Here is a 17,593-nt window from a genome sequence, read left to right on the forward strand (position 1 = left end):
CCTCGATGGAAGAGGTGATCGCCCATGCCAGCGCCTTCGTCCAGACCCACGGGATCTGGGCCGGTCCCGTCGTGGGCCTGCTCTGCTTCGGGGAATCGCTGGCGATTGTCGGCCTCTTCGTGCCCGCCACGGCGGTCATGCTGGCTATCGGCGGGCTGATCGGCGCCGACACGCTGGACGCCTGGCCGATCTTCTTCTGGGCCGTCGCCGGATCGATCCTGGGCGACTGGGTCTCCTACGCCTTCGGCAACCGCATCGGCCCGCGCGTCTATCGCCGCTGGCCGCTGAACCGCCACCGCCCGGCCGTGGCACGGACGCGGCTGTTCTTCCGCAAATACGGTTTCGCGGCAATCTTCATGGGCCGCTTCCTCGGCCCGATCCGCGCGACGGTGCCGCTGGTGGCAGGCGTGCTCGCCATGCCCAAGCGGCCGTTCCAGATCGCCAACGTGGCCTCGGCCTGCCTCTGGGTGCCGCTGATGTTTGCCCCCGGCTATCTCGCTGCCGGTCCGCTCGGCGCGGCGCTGGCGCTGGACGAGAGCAAGCTCGTGCTCGGCGGCCTCGTGCTTGCGGCAGTGGCGATGAGCGTGACCCTGCTTGGCTCGCGCCTGCTCGGGCGCCGGAAGCGATCGAGAGCGTGAAATCCTGCAAATGACGACCGCAAGCGATGGGGTGATGGAATGCGCGTGAAGACGATCGGACGAATTTTCCTGGGCGGCACGGCAGCGCTGCTGGCCGGTTGCAGCGGCACGCCGAAAGTGGCCGAGACCCCGCCGCCGCCGCCCGTGGTGGCGGTGATCCCGCCGCGCCCGATGCCGCCGCTGGGCGCCTCGCCGAACATGGTCATTCCGGCCAAGGCGGTCGACGGCACCCGCCGCACGGTCAACAGCGAGATTTCCGCCGCCCAGGCCTTGTGGAATCTGCGCTCGGCCTACAATGTCGCCGCGCTCAACTGCGCCGGCACTGAAGGTGCCCCGATCCTGGCGGGCTATACCGAGTTCCAGAAAAAGTACGCCAAGTCGCTGGCGGCGACAAACAAGAACCTCGACAAGGAATACAAGGCCCGCTTCGGCGCCAAGGCGATCCGCGAGCGCGAGTCCTACCAGACGCAGGTCTACAACTTCTTCGCGCTGCCGCCCGTTGTGCCTTCGCTGTGCCAGGCCGCGCTGGAACTGACCACCGCGCTCCAGACCGTGCCCGCCGCGCAACTCGAAGGTTTCGCGACTTCGAGCGGCCTCGCCCGCGCCGAAGCACCGTTCCGCGCCTTCTTCGACAGCTATGAACAGTACCAGGCCGACCTGCTCGCCTGGGAATCGCAATACGGCGCCACCCATGCCGCCGCCCCCGATGATGCGCAAACCATTGCATCGCCCGCCGTCGCGGCGAATCTCTTCTGAATGTGAAAAATTGTGAACAAAGCCCTGTAAGGATACCGTAAGCGCGGTTAGTATAGCCCTTGCGTTGTCGGTTCCGCCTTCACTGTCGGAACCGCTCGCGGGGGCAATCTGGGACGAAACGGCGTGGCGGATCACGAGCTTATTTCGACGGCCTGCGTGCCGGCAACCGAAGGTTTCTACATCTCCACTCGTCCGCGGTTCGGTCCGGAGCAGGCCGTTCCCGCCGAGATGGATCAGGTGCTCGCCTGGCGGGTCGATACCTTCAAGGTCAGGGGCGATGCCGCCCCCCTCTCCACCATCACGCCGGTCACCATCAACGGCAGCCTCGATTCCGCCGAATTCGCCCTGCTGCGGCCGGACGGCACAATCGAGTATCCCGATGGTTCGTCGATCGCCGTGGGCGGCGGCGCGCGCCTGCGCCTGGTCGACGACAAGCTCTGAAATCAGCCGGATACCCCGGCTGACGGAACCGCGCGGCAGCCGCCCCGTTCCTGACCCATGTCGATAGAAGCCCTGATCGCCCAGTTCGGCCTTCCCGCCGTTGCCCTCGGGGCCGGTCTGGAGGGTGAGACGGTCGTCATGACCGGCGGGTTCATCGCGCATCAGGGCCTGCTGCCGCTCTACGGCGTCATGATCGCCGCCGCGATCGGCTCCTTCGTGGCGGACCAGTTCTTCTTTCTGCTCGGTCGCCGCTTCCGCGCGCACCGGCTTGTCCGCAAGGTCACCGAGAGACCCGCCTTCGCCCGCATCCTGACGATGCTGGAGCGCTACCCGACCGGCTTCATCCTCGCCTTTCGCTTCCTCTACGGCCTGCGGACGATCAGCCCGATCGCCATCGGCACTTCGGCCGTGCCGACCCACCGCTTCGTCCTGCTCAACGCCGTGGCGGCAATGATCTGGGGCGTGGTGATCGCCGGAATCGGCTACAGCTTCGGCGAGGGCGTGGAGATGGCCTTCGGACACTTGCGCCGTTTCGGCCACGTCGCCCTGGCGATCGCCTCGCTCGTGGCCGTTGCGACGGCCGTCACCCTGCTGGTGCGGGGACGGCTCAACCGCTCGATGGCAGCGAAGGACTGAACCTTACCCGCATTTGCTGAAACCGCATTGCTGGCAGGTGAGACATCCCTCCATCATGATCGCTGCGTGCTCACCGCAGTTCGGACAGGTCTCTCCCGACGGACCGGCGGCGGGCACAGCGATCGGCCCTTGCGCATGCTCGCGCAGGATACGGCCGATCAGGGCGATCAGGCTCGGCGCGTAGCGGCCCTTGGTGTCGTTCTCCAGCGCCACGAAAGCCCCGCCCTTGGCCGAATGGACCCGTTCCAGTTCCTCGAAGATGAACACTGCATCCCCCCTGCGGCAGACCGCCGAGAGCGTGCGCGTCAGCGCGGCCATCGTCTCGAAGTTCTCGGCCGAACTGGTGTTGATGAAGATCTCGAAGGGAATGCGACGCCCATCCGGCGCGAGATAGTCGTTGATGGTGAGATAGTAGTTCTCTCCGTCCACCGGCCACTTGATCTTGATCGTCCGCCCTTGAAGCGTCTCCGGCCGCTTCGGCACCGGAGCCTCGGCAGGGAAGGAAAGCGCCTCCGCCCGCTTCGGCTTTTCCGCGACCGGCTCCGACAGCACCGAACCGCGCACGCCGCTGGGGCGATAGGTAGTGCAGCCCTTCATGCCCTTTTCCCAGGCCGATAGGTAGACTGCCCGGAACGCCTCGTAAGACATGTCCGCCGGACAGTTGATGGTCTTGGAGATCGCCGCGTCCACCCATTTCTGCGCGGCGGCGGCCACGGCGATATGGTCCTCCACCGAAAGCTCCAGCGCCGTCACCATGTAGGGCGGCAGCGGCGCGGCAGGATCGAAACCGGGCAGGCGGCTGTAGAGATACCAGCCATAGTCCTCGACCGTGAAGCTCTCGGTGCGCTGCTCGGTCGCGGTCTGCTCGACGACGACGGCGCGGTTGTAGCGCCAGGAGAAGCTCGGCTCGATGCCGGAACTGACATTGCCGTAGAAGATGCTGGTGGTGCCGGTCGGCGCGATGGTCAGCAGCACGCCGTTGCGGATGCCGTGCTTCGCCACGTCCTTGCGGATATCGGCGGGCAGCCTGTCCAGCATCGGCGCGCGGGCGAACTGATCCTTGTCATAGGCCGGGAACGGCCCGCGCTCTTTCGCAAGGTCGATCGAGGTGCGATAGGCCTCGGCGGCCATTGCCGCGCAGATGTCCTCGACCATCGGCACGCTCTCCGCGCCGTAGCTCAGGCCGAGTTGCTGGAGCAGGTTGCCAAGCCCGGTGAAGCCCAGCCCGATGCGGCGCTTGGCCTGCGCCTCAAGCCGCTGGTCCTCGGTGGGGAAAGGCGAGGTTTCGAGCACATTGTCGAGGAAGCGCACCCCGATCCGCACCGTCGCGGCCAGCCGCTCCCAATCGACCCGCGCCTCGCTCGTGAAGGGATCGACCACCATGTTGGCGAGATTGACGTGGCCGAGATCGCAATCGCCGTTGGGCGGCAGCGGCTGCTCGCCGCAGGGGTTGGTGGCGGAGATCGTCTCGCAATAGGAAAGGTTGTTGAGCCGGTTCACCCGGTCCACGAAGACGACGCCGGGTTCGGCATATTCATAAGTCGTGCGAGTAATGATGTCGAACAGTTCGGCTGCGCGCATTCGGCGATAGACATACCAGGGCCTGCCGTCGCGCTCGGTCACGGCGACATGGCTGCCGTCCGCGCGCGGGATCGGGAAGCCCATGTCCCAGTCGCCATCGGCCTCCAGCGCGGCCATGAAATCGTCGGTGATCGCCACCGAGACGTTAAAGTTCTTCAGCACGTCCTTGCGCGTCTTCGCCTCGATGAAGGCGATCACGTCCGGGTGCCAGACCGGCAGCATCGCCATCATCGCCCCGCGCCGCGATCCGCTGCTGCGGATCGTCACGCACATGCCGTCCCACATGACCATGAACGGAATCACGCCCGAGGAAACCGAGGCCGTGCGCGCCACCAGGGCACCGTCCGGACGGATCGTGCCGAAATCCATGCCGATGCCGCCGCCCTGCTGCTGGGTGAAGGCAGCGACCTTCAATGCGTCCATGATGCCCACGCCGGGGAGGTCCGGCTCGGTATCCATGGAATCCTGGATCGTCGGGCTGACGAAGCAGTTGATCCAGGTGACGCGCTTGCCGGTACCCGCGCCCGCGAAGATGCGTCCGCCCGGGACCCAGTCGCGTGCTTCCAGAGCCGCCAGCGCCTGTGCGGCATGGGCCGGATCGTCCTTGGCATAGACCCCGGCGACGACGCGGCGGAAGGTGTCCGAAGGGCTCTGCTCGTCGGCGTGGCGGTACTTCTCCTTCCAGACGTGGAAAGTGACGGGCTGGTCGAGCGGGCCTGACGAAGTCGGGGCGGACATAGGGGTTCCTTGTTGAGATCGGATGGACGGTGGGCACGCGCCCGCCCGAGGATCGTCACGGGTGTAACGGCCTCCAGGCGCATTTGGTTGTCGGCTAGCGATGGACGCTTCAGGCCGGAGCGATAGTCACGACCGGGGAACTGGCATATTCAGGGTTACGAAAACAACAGACCGTCACCCCCACGGAGGCGGGGGTCCCGCTTCCTTCAGCAAGGATGCGGGCAAGAAGCGGGGTCTCCGCCTTCGCGGGGGCGACGGGGGATGAACGGCAAAACTTTAGCGCGAAACCACCTGACGGCGCACGTCTGGCCGCCCTCAAGGCGTGATTCATCGGGGCGCGAAGCGGCGCCTGGGCAGCGATCATGGCGGCTATCTCCATCGCGCCCAATCCTTTGGGCACCGATGAAATCCAGGATACCGATCGGTTTTTCAAATACAACCCGGCCGGTGAACTTTCATGGTGGAAGCAGCCCGCTCAACGCTCCAGCAAAGGCGGGAGCGCCAGCCGCACGAGGTCCCCGGCACGCGGCTCGGCCACGAAAGTCAGTGCCGGGGCGAAGGCGATCTCGAACAGCAGCGCCCCCAGCGTCTCGGCCTCGGCGGAGCAGTATGGGAAACGGCCCAGCAGGTAGCTCCCCAGCCTCTGCCACTGCGACCGGACGATCGCTTCCTGGCGGCGCAGCGAGTCCTTGCCCTGTGCCACCCGGGCATGCTCCAGGATCGTCAGCGACCAGCCACCGAACTGCGATCGTTCATCGGCCCACTCCGCCAGAATATCGACGATTTCCGCCATTTCCGACGCCTTTTCCAGACGTTCGAGCAGCCCCTTGAGATTCTCCTCGTTCTCCGATTCCAGCACGGCGAGGAAGATCGCCTCCTTGCCGTCGAAGTTCGAATAGACTGCCCCCTTGCTATAACCTGCCGCCTCGGCAATGCGGTCCAGCGAAGTCACGGCATAGCCGTCGCGCCGGAACAGCTCGCGTGCGGATTTCAAGAGCCGCAGGCGCGTGAGCGCCTGGGTTTCGCTTCGCGTCAAGCGCGTCATCCTGCCCTGTCTCCTGTCGACCCACCTCGTGCGGGCGGCCTTTTGCCTGTTTTGCCGAGACGGCGCCTGTTGACGCCGTTCCGGATACTTATAGGTATTACAAGTCCCGTTCCCGCCCGTTGGGAACGGGTCTCTATCAGCTTTCGAACTTCTCTGACGTGTCCGCCGCGCCCTTGACCCAATAGCCGCTGGCCTTGAGCCATTGCGGCACGTGGCCAAGCTCCTCCAGCACATAACTTCGCAAGGTCCGCGTCACGCCACCCTCGGCGGCAATGAAGATGAAGCCGTCGCCCTGCGGCGACACGAAACCGCGCAGCGCCTCCAGCAACGGCGCGGCATCGGCGGCCTGCGCGGCAGGGCGATGGACCCAGACCGCTTCGTGCCGCGCCCCGGTCTCGAAAGTCTGCTCTTCGGCGGCCCCGGTCACTGCCACGATGCTCGTGACCGGAGTGCCCGGCGCGAGTTCCTCGATCCGGCGGCCGATCGCGGGCAGCGCAGTCTCGTCGCCGACCAGCAACCACCAGTCGAAGTCCTGCGCCACTACCAGCGAGCCGCGCGGCCCGCCTATCCGCGCCTCGTCACCCGGTTTCGCATGGAGCGCCCAGGCGGTGACCGGCCCTGCCTCGTGAAGTGCGAAATCGACGGTCAGTTCGTTCTTCGCGGCATCATAGCGACGCGGGGTATAGTCGCGCATCGCCGTACCTTCGCCTTCCGGCGCGAAGACCTTGATGTGATCATCGGGCGCCAGACTGGTGAAACCGGCAAGTTCCTCACCAGCCAAGGTAAGGCGCAGCATGTTCGGTGTGACATGCTCGACCCGGCTGATCGCCAGAGTGCGGCGATGCAACTCGTGACGGACTCGGTTGATCTGATGCTTCATGGGCTCTCCTGCTAGCGAGTGGGCCTTCCCTCCATTCAGATACTGATGGGTATGCCTATTCGCAAGATCGCGCCGCCCTTTTATCGCCGAGGCAAAAACGCTCCAGACTCTAACAAGGAACGATCGACTTCACCGCGACAACCTTGGGTTATGGAATATAAAGCAGGCACACCTAACAACACTGCCAACGCATACTAAACACTTTTAACTTGACACATATAAGTGCCGGATCGGATCTATTTTTAATAGACTCGCAATAGAATCGCCCTCAAATGTTCCAAATTCGGGAGTTACACTCCGAGTTGTGAGTATTTTTATGCGCCGCGTCGGGAGCGCCTTATGGGCTTGGTGCTCCAATCGCTTCGTGGCGTCGGGGGGAATTTTTATGCGGGGGCTCGGGACCTGGTTCCGTTCGCGCGGCGTCTGGCTTGTCTGCGCGGTGCTGCGTCGATCACGCGGTTACGGCGAAATTCCATCACAAACTGCGTCGCTCGACCGCGCTGCCGGAGCCTTCCTCCGCACCCTGTTGAGCGCCCTGCTGGTGGTCCTCCCGACAGGCGCCTGGGCGGCTTCTACCGGCTGTGACGAGATCAACAATCTCGGCGGCATATTCACGGTCGATTCGAACGGCGTCGGAACCGACAAATTTACATCTCCAGGCCTGCATGCTTTGGCCGACGGAGAGAGGGTCACGTATTCCTGGTCGGGAAATACCAAGGGCGCCTATATATACATCGCCTGGACTCAAAATAACGGCTCGACATATGCGCCCAGCTCCGTGTTGGACTCTACAGCAACTTCAGGTTCAGGGAGTTTCATTTTCTCCGGAACAAGTCCCAGCGATTACTTCCAGGTCGGTATCGCCGATACGAATTACATCACAGAGCCCAGCATTCCGAAGCCTTCCTCGCGTAACAGCACGGTTGCCATCAGCCTGAGCTGCTCGTCCACCCCCGTCCTGGGCGTCGCGATGAGCCATGCCGGCAACGCGGCGCAGGGCGGCCTGATGAGCTACACCATCTTCCCAAGCGTGACCAACAGCCCCACGACGAACGCGCCGTTAACGGCATCTCTGAACCTTCCGCTGGGCATGAACATTTCAAGCCTGTCCGGCACGGGCTGGACCTGCACGCCTTCGGGCCAGACTGGCTCATGCACGCGGACCGGCAGCTTCGGCCCCGGCACGGGACCCACCCTCAACCTGATCGCGGCATTTGCCGCCAATGCGACCACGCCGCTCGTGCCTTCGGTAACGTTGTCCGGAGGCGGCGCGATCGGTTCCGCATCGGCCAGCGATTCGACCGTCGTGGTCCAAGCGCCGACCGTCACCAGCATTTCGCCGACCGCGGGTCCGGTCGGTGGCGGAACTTCGGTGGTGATCACCGGCACCAACCTCTCCAATCCCACCGGTGTCACGTTCGGCGGCATTCCCTCGGGCTCGTTCGTGGGAGGCAGTGCCACGCAGATCACCGCGGTCGCTCCGGCCGGCAGCGGCACCGTGGACGTCAGGGTGACGACTGTGGCGGGAACGAGCGCGACCTCGGCCGCCGACCAGTATACTTACGTGGCTGCACCGATCGCCGCGAACCTCGATGCCGGCACGGTCGCCTTCGGCACGGCAACCCCGATCGACCTTTCCGGGGCCATCACCGGCAGCCATACCAGCATAGCCGTTCCCAGCGGACCGACCCACGGCACCGTAGCCATCACCGGCAATGTCGTCAGTTATACGCCCAACGCCGGTTATGCCGGACCCGACAGCTTTACTTATACCGCTACCGGTGTGGGCGGCACTTCCGCCCCGGCGACGGTCAGCCTGACCGTGGCGCAAGGTACCCAGACGATCGCTTTCGGCACTTTGCCCAACACATCGCTCTCGGCCTCTCCACTGACCCTCACAGCAACCGCCAGCTCCGGTCTGGCGGTCAGCTTTACCTCGCAGACCACGCCGGTCTGTACCGTGTCCGGCACGACGCTTACCCTGCTCCAGCCGGGGACCTGCACGGTCCAGGCAGATCAGGCGGGTAACGGCAGCTACAGCGCCGCCCCAAGCGTGACCAGCAGCTTCACCGTCACCCCGGCTCCGCTCGCCGTCAATTCGGCCGGAGCGACCGGCCTGATCGTAGGCAGCACATTCAGCCAGACCAACGCGGCTTCCGGCGGCATCGCGCCTTACGCCTATGCACTCAACGCGGGGGCGCTACCGCCGGGCACTTCGCTCAATACGGCAACCGGCATCGTGTCCGGCACGCCGACGGTAGCAGGCAGCTTCAGTTACCAGATTTCCGTCACCGACAGTCAGCCGGTCACGGCCCTTGGCCCGATCGTCACGATCACGATGGCAAAGGGCAACCAGTCGATCGGCTTCACCTCCAGCGCGCCCTCCTCGGCCGCGGTCGGGGGCAGCTATACGGTCGCGGCGACTGCCACTTCCGGGCTTACCGTGAGCTATTCGCTGAACGCCACCAGCACCGGCTGCGCGCTTGCGGGGACCACGGTGACTTTCGTTGGCACCGGTACCTGCCGGATCGATGCCAACCAGGCGGGCGACGCCAACTGGAACGCCGCCGCGCAGGCCCAGCAGACCTTCACCGTCGCACCCGCCGGCGCGGTCAGTGTCGCGCTGAGCTATGCCCCTTCGACCGCCACGGTCGGACTCAGCGGCCAGCTCACCATCACCTTCACCAACCCCAATGCCGTCGCCACGCCCGGTTTCATCACCTCGCTCCATTCGAACAGCAGCGTGTTCACGCGCCTGCCGGGCGTGGGCGGCAGCTGCGGCGTTTCCGCAGGCAACACCTCGGCGCCAAGCGGCGCGCAGCTCGATTTCATCAATATCCAGATCCCTTCCGGGACCTGCACCGTAACCGTGCCCTACCAGGCCTCAGGCGCCGGACTGGCCAGCTTCAATGTCGACGGCTTCAGCCCGACAGGCTATCCCTCGTCCCCCGGCGCGGTGTCCGCCGCCATTGCCGTCACTCCTTCCGTGACCGCGATTTCGCCCGGCAGCGGACCGCCCAGCCAGGTGGTAACCGTGACCGGAACCGGCTTCAGCACCACGCCCGGCAACAATACCGTCCAGTTCGGATCGGCCGCCGGTAACGTGACCGCCGCCAGTGCCACCTCGCTGACCGTCACGGCTCCTGCTACAGGCTCCGGCAATGTCACCGTGACGGTTTCCGTCAACGGCCAGACCAGCCCGGCCGGCGCGAGCTTCACGTTCATCGACCGACCCATCGCTGCGGATAAGCCGGGGGTGGCTGCCGCCTACAACACCGGGACTGCGATTGACCTCTCCACGTCGATCAGCGGGGGGCCCCATAGCGGCATCACGATCGCTTCCGCCGCTTCGCACGGCACGCTCTCCATTGCTGGTGACGTGGTGACTTATACGCCGGCGACAGGCTACTTCGGCCCAGATAGCTTCACCTACACCGCCAGCGGCCCCGGCGGCATCTCGAACGTTGCCACTGTCAGCTTGACGGTCGCCACGCCGAGCGCGCCGGTCGCTGCCGACAAGTCGGGCATTGCCGTGCCCTACGGCAGCTCGGGCACCACAATCGACCTTTCCAGCACGATCACCGGCACCTACACGAGCATGGCGATTGCCACGGGCCCGACGCATGGCACGGTGAGCACCTCCGGAACCGTCATCACCTACACCCCGGCTGCAGGTTTCTTTGGCCCCGACAGCTTCACCTATACCGCAACCGGCCCCGGCGGCACGTCGGCGCCGGCCACCGTTAGCTTGACGGTCGCCACCCCGGCCGCGCCGACCGCCAAGCCGGGTACGGGATCGGTTGTTTCTTCGACGCAGGCGCAGAAGTCGCTGGACATCGACCTCTCTACGCTGGTGGCAGGCGAGTTCACCGCCATCGAACTGGTAGGAACATCGTCGCACGGTATGGTGGCGCTTCGCGGCACACCGAACGTGATCGCGACCTATACGCCCAATCCCGGGTTCTCCGGCACCGACGCCTTCGATTTCGTCGCCGTCGGGCCGGGCGGGCGATCGGCGCCGGCCACCGTTACCATTACCGTGACGGGAACCGTGCCGACCGCGGCGGCCAAGACCGCCAAGGCAGTAGACAACCAGCCCGTCTCCATCGAACTGACCGAGGGGGCGACCGAAGGTCCTTTCACCGGCGCCGCGATCGTCAGCATCGCACCTGCCGACAAGGCTACGGCGAAGATCGTCGAAGAGGGGCCGGAAGGCGCGCGTACCTATCGGCTGGAAGTGACGCCCGCACCGCATTACGGCGGCACGATCCTGATAACTTACACCCTGTCAAACCTGTTCGGCACGTCGGCACCGGCGACCGTAACGATCACCGTCACTGCGCGCCCCGATCCTTCGCTCGATCCGAACATCCGCGCGCTGAGCGATGCCCAGGTCGAATCGACACGGCGCTTCGCACAAACCCAAAGCCGCAACTTCCTGCAACGCACCGAACAGCTTCATAACGGAGGCGGTTCCGGCAAGGCCCGCATGGGCGTCTCGCTGGGCATTCTCGACATGCGGCGATCGGTCTCAGGCGCCTTCGGAATGGGCACTCCGACCGACGAACTCGAACTGGTCGATCGGATGCGCGGACGGCCCGGCAACTATGCGACCGGCTTCGATCCGCGCGGCGCGATGAACGCCCGCAGCGCGAATGCAGGGGCGGACTCACCGGAAGGTAGCGAGCAGGGCGAGGCGCCAAGCGGCAGCAGCGCAGAGCGTCCGGTCGGTTCGGTCGCCGTCTGGACCGGAGGCCAGCTTGCCCTCGGTACGCGCAACCGTACCAACGACCGCGACAAGATCTCCATCGCGACCAGCGGGCTGAGCGCCGGCGCGGATATCAAGCTCTCGCCCGACGTCACCGTGGGTCTGGGCGGCGGCATTGGCTTCGACGACAGCGAGATCGGCGACAATGCCGCCCGGCTCCATGGTCGCAGCAGCGTCGCCGCCGCCTATGGCAGTACGGCGCTGTTCCCGGGCATGTTCGTGGACTTCGTGATCGGCTACGGGGACTTGCGCTTCAAGACCCGGCGGATCGTCGATGGTGCTCTGACGCGGGGCTCGCGCGACGGTTCCATGTGGTTCGCCGCCGCCTCGACCGGCATCGACCGTATCAGCGGCAACTTGCGCTGGTCGCTCTACGGCCGGGGCGAGTGGTTGAGCGGGACGCTCGATGCCTATCGGGAGAACGGCGCGGGTATCATGGATCTGCGCTTCGACAAGCGCGACGCCAATTCCCTGGCGGGCGTGCTGGGTGGACGCTTCGAACTCGACAAGCGCCTGCTGATCGGCAGCTTCCGGCCCCGTGTGCGCCTCGAATGGTCGCATGAGTTCCAGGATTCGAGCGCCCAGTTCCTGGACTACGCTGACATTCCGGGGCAGGCGTTCTACGGAATCCGCACCGAAGGCTGGACCCGCGATCAGTACGAGGTGGCGCTGGGCGGTGGACTCTACACCCTCTCGACTTGGGTCATCGATATGGAACTCGGCCTGCGCGGCGCCTCCAACCAACGTGACGGCCGGCTCACCGTCAGAGTCTCGAAGGACTTCTGACCGATCGATGGTGGCTATGACATGGCGTAAAGCAAAGGCGGTGGACTTGATACGGCGCAAGGCCACCGCCGCAGCGCATACGTCCAGACTGGCTCCACCTCGGCAATCTACGCCCGGACAGAGGCTTGCCCTGAAATCATGAAACAGATCGCGGTCGTTGGTATGCAGTGCCGCTTTCCGGGCAACGCACAATCGCCTGATGAATTTTTCGAGCAGCTTCTGACCGCGGATGAGTTCAGCGACGATATCCCTGCCGACCGATGGAGCAATCAAGCCTTCTTCAGCAATGACATTGCTGCCGGGAAAACGACTTGCGGAAGAGGTTCTTTCCTCGACTACGAGTATCGGGATTTCGACCCGGACGTATTTGCCCTGCCGGCCGACGAGATATCTTCTCTCGATCCGCAGCAACGACTGGTTCTCGAGGTTGCGTGGGAAGCGCTGGAACGTGCGGGCATAGATCCTCTTGCACTTTCGGGGGAACCTGTCGGCGTCTATATCGGCGGGTTTACCGCCGATCATCTGCTCAACCAGTTTTCCGCCCAGGCACGCAGCGAATTGGACCGGTTTTCCGCAGCAGGTTCCACCCTGACGATGCTCGCGAACCGGCTGTCCTATGCGCTCGATCTGCGAGGGCCGAGCCTGGCTGTCGACACGGCCTGCGCTTCAAGCCTCACCGCCTTGGCCGCAGCCGTCGGGGACCTCAGGTCTGGCGCCTGTCGCATGGCTCTGGTGGGAGGCGTCAGCTTCATGTTTCGCCCCGAATATCACATAGCCATGTCCGCAGCCGGACTACTGGCTCTCGACGGGCGATCCAAGCCTTTCTCCAGTCTTGCCGATGGCTACGGACGCGGCGAAGGTTGCGGCATGATCGTCCTGAAACCTCTCGATCAGGCTCGTGCCGACAATGATCGGATATGGGGGGTGATTGAGGGTATCGGCACCGGCCATGGTGGCCGAACTGCCGGGATATCCTTGCCGAACGGTACGGCTCAGGTGGATCTGATGCGCCGCGTATTGACGGAAGCCGGCCTGGACGCATCGCAAATCGGATATGTAGAGGCTCATGGGACGGGAACAGCTCAGGGCGACCGGATCGAGGCCGGATCGATAGGATCCGTCTATGGTCGATCCGCTCGACATGGCCCCCTTCCCATCGGTTCGGTAAAGGCCAACATCGGCCATCTGGAGGCCGCCGCCGGCATGGCCGGGATCATCAAAGCCCTCCTGATCCTCCAATCCGGGCTTGTTCCTCCGCAACCGATGGTCGGGCAACCCAGCCCGGGCATCCCGTTCAAAGCTCTCAATCTGCGCCTGCCCTTGAGCCCGGAACCCCTGGAAATTCACAGGATCGGCGTGAATGCCTTCGGCTATGGTGGCAGCATGGCCCATGCGATCGTGAGCCTCCCTCCCCTTGCGACCGAAAACGAACGACCGCCGAAACCAACATGTGACGGGTTCCTGCTTCCGCTTTCCGCCCAGTCGGGCGAGGTACTCTCGGACTGGCTCGGGCGGCTTGCGGACGAGATCGAGGTCGGGGTCCCGCTTGGGGACCTTCGCTACACGCTTGCGTTGCGTCGCAGACATCAGCCTGTTCGGACCGCCGTCTGGGTCGAGCCGGGCGACACCCCCGGCGCGATCGCCGCCAGGATACGTACCGCATCAATCGGCAAGAATGACGCATTTAACCGGGCTGTCGACCACGATGCACGCTCCCGCACATTGTTCGTATTCTCCGGGATGGGGCCGCAGCATTTGGGCATGGGCCGCTCGCTCTGGGCCGCGGAACCCACGTTCCGAAAGACCATCGAGGAACTGGACAGCCTCTTTCAACCGATTTCCGGCTTCTCGCTGATCGAAGCCATGATCCGGCCGGAAGCGGATGCTGCATGGACCGATACTCTGGCGATACAACCGCTCAACTTCGCATTCCAGGTCGGAATGGCGCGGTTGCTGAGCGCTTATGGCATCGATCCGGATATCTGCCTCGGCCACTCAGCGGGAGAAGTCGCCGCGGCCTATTGCACAGGACATCTGTCACTAAAACAAGCCGTAGAGATCTGCTGGGCCAGATCAGAACTGCAACATCTGCGCGCCGGGCGCGGGGGAATGCTGGCCGCCGCGATCGGCGCTCAAGAGGCTCGGGAACTGTGCTCCCTGGTTCCACAACTCGAGATCGCCGCCCTCAACGCGCCGCGCTCCATCACTTTTGCAGGCTCGGCCAAAGCCCTGAAGCAGGCAGAAACAGTGCTGGCTTCGCGCAAGTCACCCCATCGCCGCCTTTCCGTCGACATCGCCTATCACAGTGCCGACATGGATTCGATCCTCGCACGGCTTGCCGTCCGCCTGGAGCGATTGGAACCGAACCAAACCGCCATTCCGCTGATATCCAGCGTGACCGGAAAAACGATGTCGGGCATGGGTCATGAGATCATGGACGCCGCCTACTGGTCCAGGAATGTGCGCGAACCGGTTCGCTTTCAGGATGCGCTCGAAACGGCTTTCAATTCAGGTGCCACGCACTGCATCGAAATCGGCCCTCGCCCGGCTTTGCATCGATCCGTCGCTCAAGTCGCAAACACAAATGCGCATGAAATCCGGGTAATCCCAATTCAAGCCGAAGGCCAGGACGAGCAACTGGCTTTCCGCAAGGCACTGATCCGCTTTTACAAAACTGGCGGACGATTGGATTGGCAACGCATTACACCGACAGGGAAAGTCATCGATCTGCCCAATCGGGGTTGGCGACGAGAGCGCTTCTGGCACGAAGCCGAAGTGCAACGCAGGGACAGGTTGCGCCCGGCCGAAAGTACTCCATGGGCAGAGCAGTCCATCATGCCGCAAGTATGGACGGCAGACCTCAACCGAGAGGCTTTCGCATTCCTGGGCGAGCACAGGATAGAAGGCGTTGCCATCCTGCCCGGCGCGGCGGCCCTGGAAGCAGCACTTCAGGCCGCGCTGACCCTTACGCCTGGAATGAAGACGACAGCACTTGCCGACATACGCTTTGAAAACCCGTCACCGATCAACCGAAAGTCGGGCCAGGCCCTGGCTACCAGGCACGTCGGCGGCAAGCTGGAAACGCTGATTCACCACCCTGCCTCCCCGCTGGAGGCGACTTGCGTGCTCAAGGCAAGTATCGGCGATCCGCAGACGGCACCGGCCCCCTCCTCGATACTCGAACTGGCGCGCGCCGCACCGCATCCTCTCTGCCTACAGGAACATGGCAGGCGGCTCGCCGCGCTGGGCATCGATCACGGCCCAGCCTTTCAGGTGGTGAAAAGGCTCTCTCTCGCCGCAGACGGCAAGAGCCTCCTCGCACAATTGACGGCCTCCGGCGCGGGTTCGGCAACGAACGGAGCGAGCATCGCGCCCTGCCTTGTCGATGGTATGTTCCAAGCGGCCCTGGCGCTGTCGACCACCTGCGAACCCTATGTTCCCGTCTCGATCCGCACCTATCGCCTCCACGCACCTTTGCCTTCCACGGCATGGGCCTGGATAACCTTGCAGGACGACACTGGCGAAGGGCTTTGCTTCGATGCCCGTTTCTTCAGTTCTGCCGGTCATTGTCTAGCGGAATTCGAAAACGTCGCGGTACGCCCCTTGAGGCCGCGCGCAAAGGCAAGCAGACTGCCCGAACTAGCGCTGGCTCTCGACTGGCAAGAAGCCTTCGCCGAAGTTCCTGACAGCGCCCGTCGGCGGATTGCGATCCTATCATCGGATCACGATGGGCCACTGCTGCGCAGCGCTATCGAGGCGACCGGCGCAGATCCCGTGACCGATGGAAACGCCGATGCAACGGTCGTACTCGTTCCTGACGGACCTGGGCCAATCGCCGACCGTATGGCCGCCGTCCTGGCGAAGTGCACTTCGCCTGCCGGGGGGCGGGTCTACATCGTAACCCGCAATGCACAGCCTGCTACATTTCCCCGTTCCCCGCTGGCCCCCGATCAGGCCGCATTCTGGGGATTGGGCCGGACGCTCTACAACGAGATCGCCGAAACCAGCGCAACAATGATCGACGTCACGCCCGGCGAAGCCTGGCATGAGACCGTCGCGCGTGAAGTGACCGCCAACCTTTCCAGCAGCGAAATCGCCTTTCGCGGCGATCGACGGCTCGTGCCTCGATTGAAGACCATCTCGCTTGCCGGTTGCGCCTCCGAAACCTTCGGCTTGCGGCGCTCGGGAACATATCTGATTACGGGCGGTCTCGGCGGTTTCGGCCGGCAACTTGCGGCATGGCTCGCTCGCCATGGTGCCGGCCATGTCGTCTTGACCAGCCGCCGACGACCGGCACCATCCAGCATAGCGCCCTTGACCCGCGAACTGGCCGATCATGGGACGCAACTTACGGTCGAACAGATCGAACGCACGGATGAGCGTGGCGTTCGGAAACTGGTGGAGCGCCTTACCGGTTCGCAGGCACCGTTGTCCGGTATTTTCCACTGGGCCGGCACGACTCTCGACGTTCCGGCCATGTCCATGTCGGAAAACGACTTGCGCGCAGTCCTGGAACCGAAAGCGGAATTGGCGGACTTGCTCCACCGCGCCAGTATTGCCCTGCCCCTTGACCATTTTGTCATGGCATCATCGCTCAGTGCGTTGATCGGCAATCCCAGGCAGGCCAATTATGCGGCAGCCAATGCCTATCTCGACGGGCTTGCATGGTCGAGAAGAGCAGCAGGGCTTCCGGGACTGAGTATCAATTTCGGCGCCATTGCTGGCGCCGGGATGGCATCCGATCCCGCCGTGGCGGCGCACCTTGCCGCAGCCGGGCTTGCGCCGATGCCGATGTCCGCTGCTCTTGCCGGTTTGGGGGCAGCGATGGCGGCCGATCTGACGCAGGTCGGCCTTTCCGCCGGCATCATGGGGGAAAAATGGATCCGCTATGATCCGCGCTGCGCAGCCACGGACAGAATGCAGGAGTTGATGGCAGGGGTTCTCACCGAACCCGGGAATGACATTCTGGCGAAGCTTGAGCAGTTGCCGTCAGGCGCGCAGGCACGATGGCTGGCCGATCAATTGCGCGGCCTGCTTGCGCAAGTCCTCAAATGCTCCGCCGAGCATATTGCAAAGGACATGCCGGTATCGCGGGCAGGACTGGATTCCCTGGCAGCCGTCGAATTCCAGCTTCTGATCAGCCGCGACATGGGGATTTCCCTGCCCATTACCGCTTTGATCGGGGGCCAGAGCCTGAGTCACATCGCCATTCAGATCATCGGCAGGTTGCCTTGCAAGCACCCAAGACATGAATGACCTTGCGACCCAAAAATTGTCAAATCAGCAATACACCTTCCGCTTGCGGCAGGGCAATTTCGGCTTAC

Annotated in this window: 9 protein-coding genes; 6 read left to right on the top strand and 3 right to left on the bottom strand. The window is 64.1% G+C overall.

Annotated features, from left to right (window positions below; genetic code table 11):
• The first annotated feature begins 5 nt into the window (after positions 1-5).
• The 4 genes from AC4D6D_RS15670 to AC4D6D_RS15685 all read left to right on the top strand — a co-directional run bounded on the left by AC4D6D_RS15670 (position 6) and on the right by AC4D6D_RS15685 (position 2,471).
• On the top strand, positions 6-638 hold the full coding sequence (locus AC4D6D_RS15670) for a DedA family protein (RefSeq protein ID WP_491328008.1): 633 nt from the start codon (positions 6-8) through the stop codon (positions 636-638).
• Between the two features lie 39 nt (positions 639-677).
• Positions 678-1,394: a hypothetical protein gene (locus AC4D6D_RS15675; protein ID WP_491328009.1), complete on the top strand. Its 717-nt coding sequence runs from the start codon at positions 678-680 to the stop codon at positions 1,392-1,394.
• A gap of 156 nt (positions 1,395-1,550) precedes the next feature.
• Complete coding sequence (locus tag AC4D6D_RS15680) at positions 1,551-1,835, top strand: hypothetical protein (RefSeq protein ID WP_147222790.1); 285 nt, start codon at positions 1,551-1,553, stop codon at positions 1,833-1,835.
• 57 nt (positions 1,836-1,892) lie between these two features.
• A complete protein-coding gene (locus AC4D6D_RS15685; RefSeq protein ID WP_491328010.1) occupies positions 1,893-2,471 on the top strand; it encodes a DedA family protein in 579 nt (192 codons plus the stop codon).
• Positions 2,472-2,474: 3 nt separating this feature from the next.
• Here the strand turns inward: AC4D6D_RS15685 and AC4D6D_RS15690 are convergent, their stop codons facing one another.
• The 3 genes from AC4D6D_RS15690 to AC4D6D_RS15700 form a co-directional block, all read right to left on the bottom strand.
• Entirely contained in the window at positions 2,475-4,790 is a 2,316-nt protein-coding gene (locus tag AC4D6D_RS15690; RefSeq protein WP_491328011.1) for an adenosylcobalamin-dependent ribonucleoside-diphosphate reductase, read from the bottom strand.
• Between the two features lie 475 nt (positions 4,791-5,265).
• Positions 5,266-5,835 (bottom strand): TetR/AcrR family transcriptional regulator, encoded by a 570-nt coding sequence (locus tag AC4D6D_RS15695; protein WP_491328012.1) that lies wholly within the window; start codon positions 5,833-5,835, stop codon positions 5,266-5,268.
• Positions 5,836-5,971: 136 nt separating this feature from the next.
• Complete coding sequence (locus AC4D6D_RS15700; protein WP_491328013.1) at positions 5,972-6,715, bottom strand: siderophore-interacting protein; 744 nt, start codon at positions 6,713-6,715, stop codon at positions 5,972-5,974.
• Between the two features lie 970 nt (positions 6,716-7,685).
• On the opposite strand from AC4D6D_RS15700, the gene AC4D6D_RS15705 reads away from it, so the two are divergent.
• Positions 7,686-12,269, top strand: a complete 4,584-nt coding sequence (locus AC4D6D_RS15705) for an autotransporter domain-containing protein (protein ID WP_491328014.1) — start codon at positions 7,686-7,688, stop codon at positions 12,267-12,269.
• 138 nt (positions 12,270-12,407) lie between these two features.
• Positions 12,408-17,525 carry a type I polyketide synthase gene (locus tag AC4D6D_RS15710; protein WP_491328015.1) on the top strand — a complete coding sequence of 1,706 codons (5,118 nt, stop codon included), beginning with the start codon at positions 12,408-12,410 and terminating at the stop codon, positions 17,523-17,525.
• Positions 17,526-17,593: the final 68 nt, after the last annotated feature.

It is taken from the genome of Novosphingobium sp. BF6, assembly GCF_058273105.1.

Bases quoted from the DNA above. Each gene is read 5' to 3' on its own strand.
- AC4D6D_RS15670 (WP_491328008.1), top strand. From the start codon at position 6: ATGGAAGAGGTGATCGCCCATGCCAGCGCCTTCGTCCAGACCCACGGG.
- AC4D6D_RS15675 (WP_491328009.1), top strand. From the start codon at position 678: ATGCGCGTGAAGACGATCGGACGAATTTTCCTGGGCGGCACGGCAGCG.
- AC4D6D_RS15685 (WP_491328010.1), top strand. From the start codon at position 1,893: ATGTCGATAGAAGCCCTGATCGCCCAGTTCGGCCTTCCCGCCGTTGCC.
- AC4D6D_RS15690 (WP_491328011.1), bottom strand. From the start codon at position 4,790: ATGTCCGCCCCGACTTCGTCAGGCCCGCTCGACCAGCCCGTCACTTTC.
- AC4D6D_RS15695 (WP_491328012.1), bottom strand. From the start codon at position 5,835: ATGACGCGCTTGACGCGAAGCGAAACCCAGGCGCTCACGCGCCTGCGG.
- AC4D6D_RS15700 (WP_491328013.1), bottom strand. From the start codon at position 6,715: ATGAAGCATCAGATCAACCGAGTCCGTCACGAGTTGCATCGCCGCACT.
- AC4D6D_RS15705 (WP_491328014.1), top strand. From the start codon at position 7,686: ATGAGCCATGCCGGCAACGCGGCGCAGGGCGGCCTGATGAGCTACACC.
- AC4D6D_RS15710 (WP_491328015.1), top strand. From the start codon at position 12,408: ATGAAACAGATCGCGGTCGTTGGTATGCAGTGCCGCTTTCCGGGCAAC.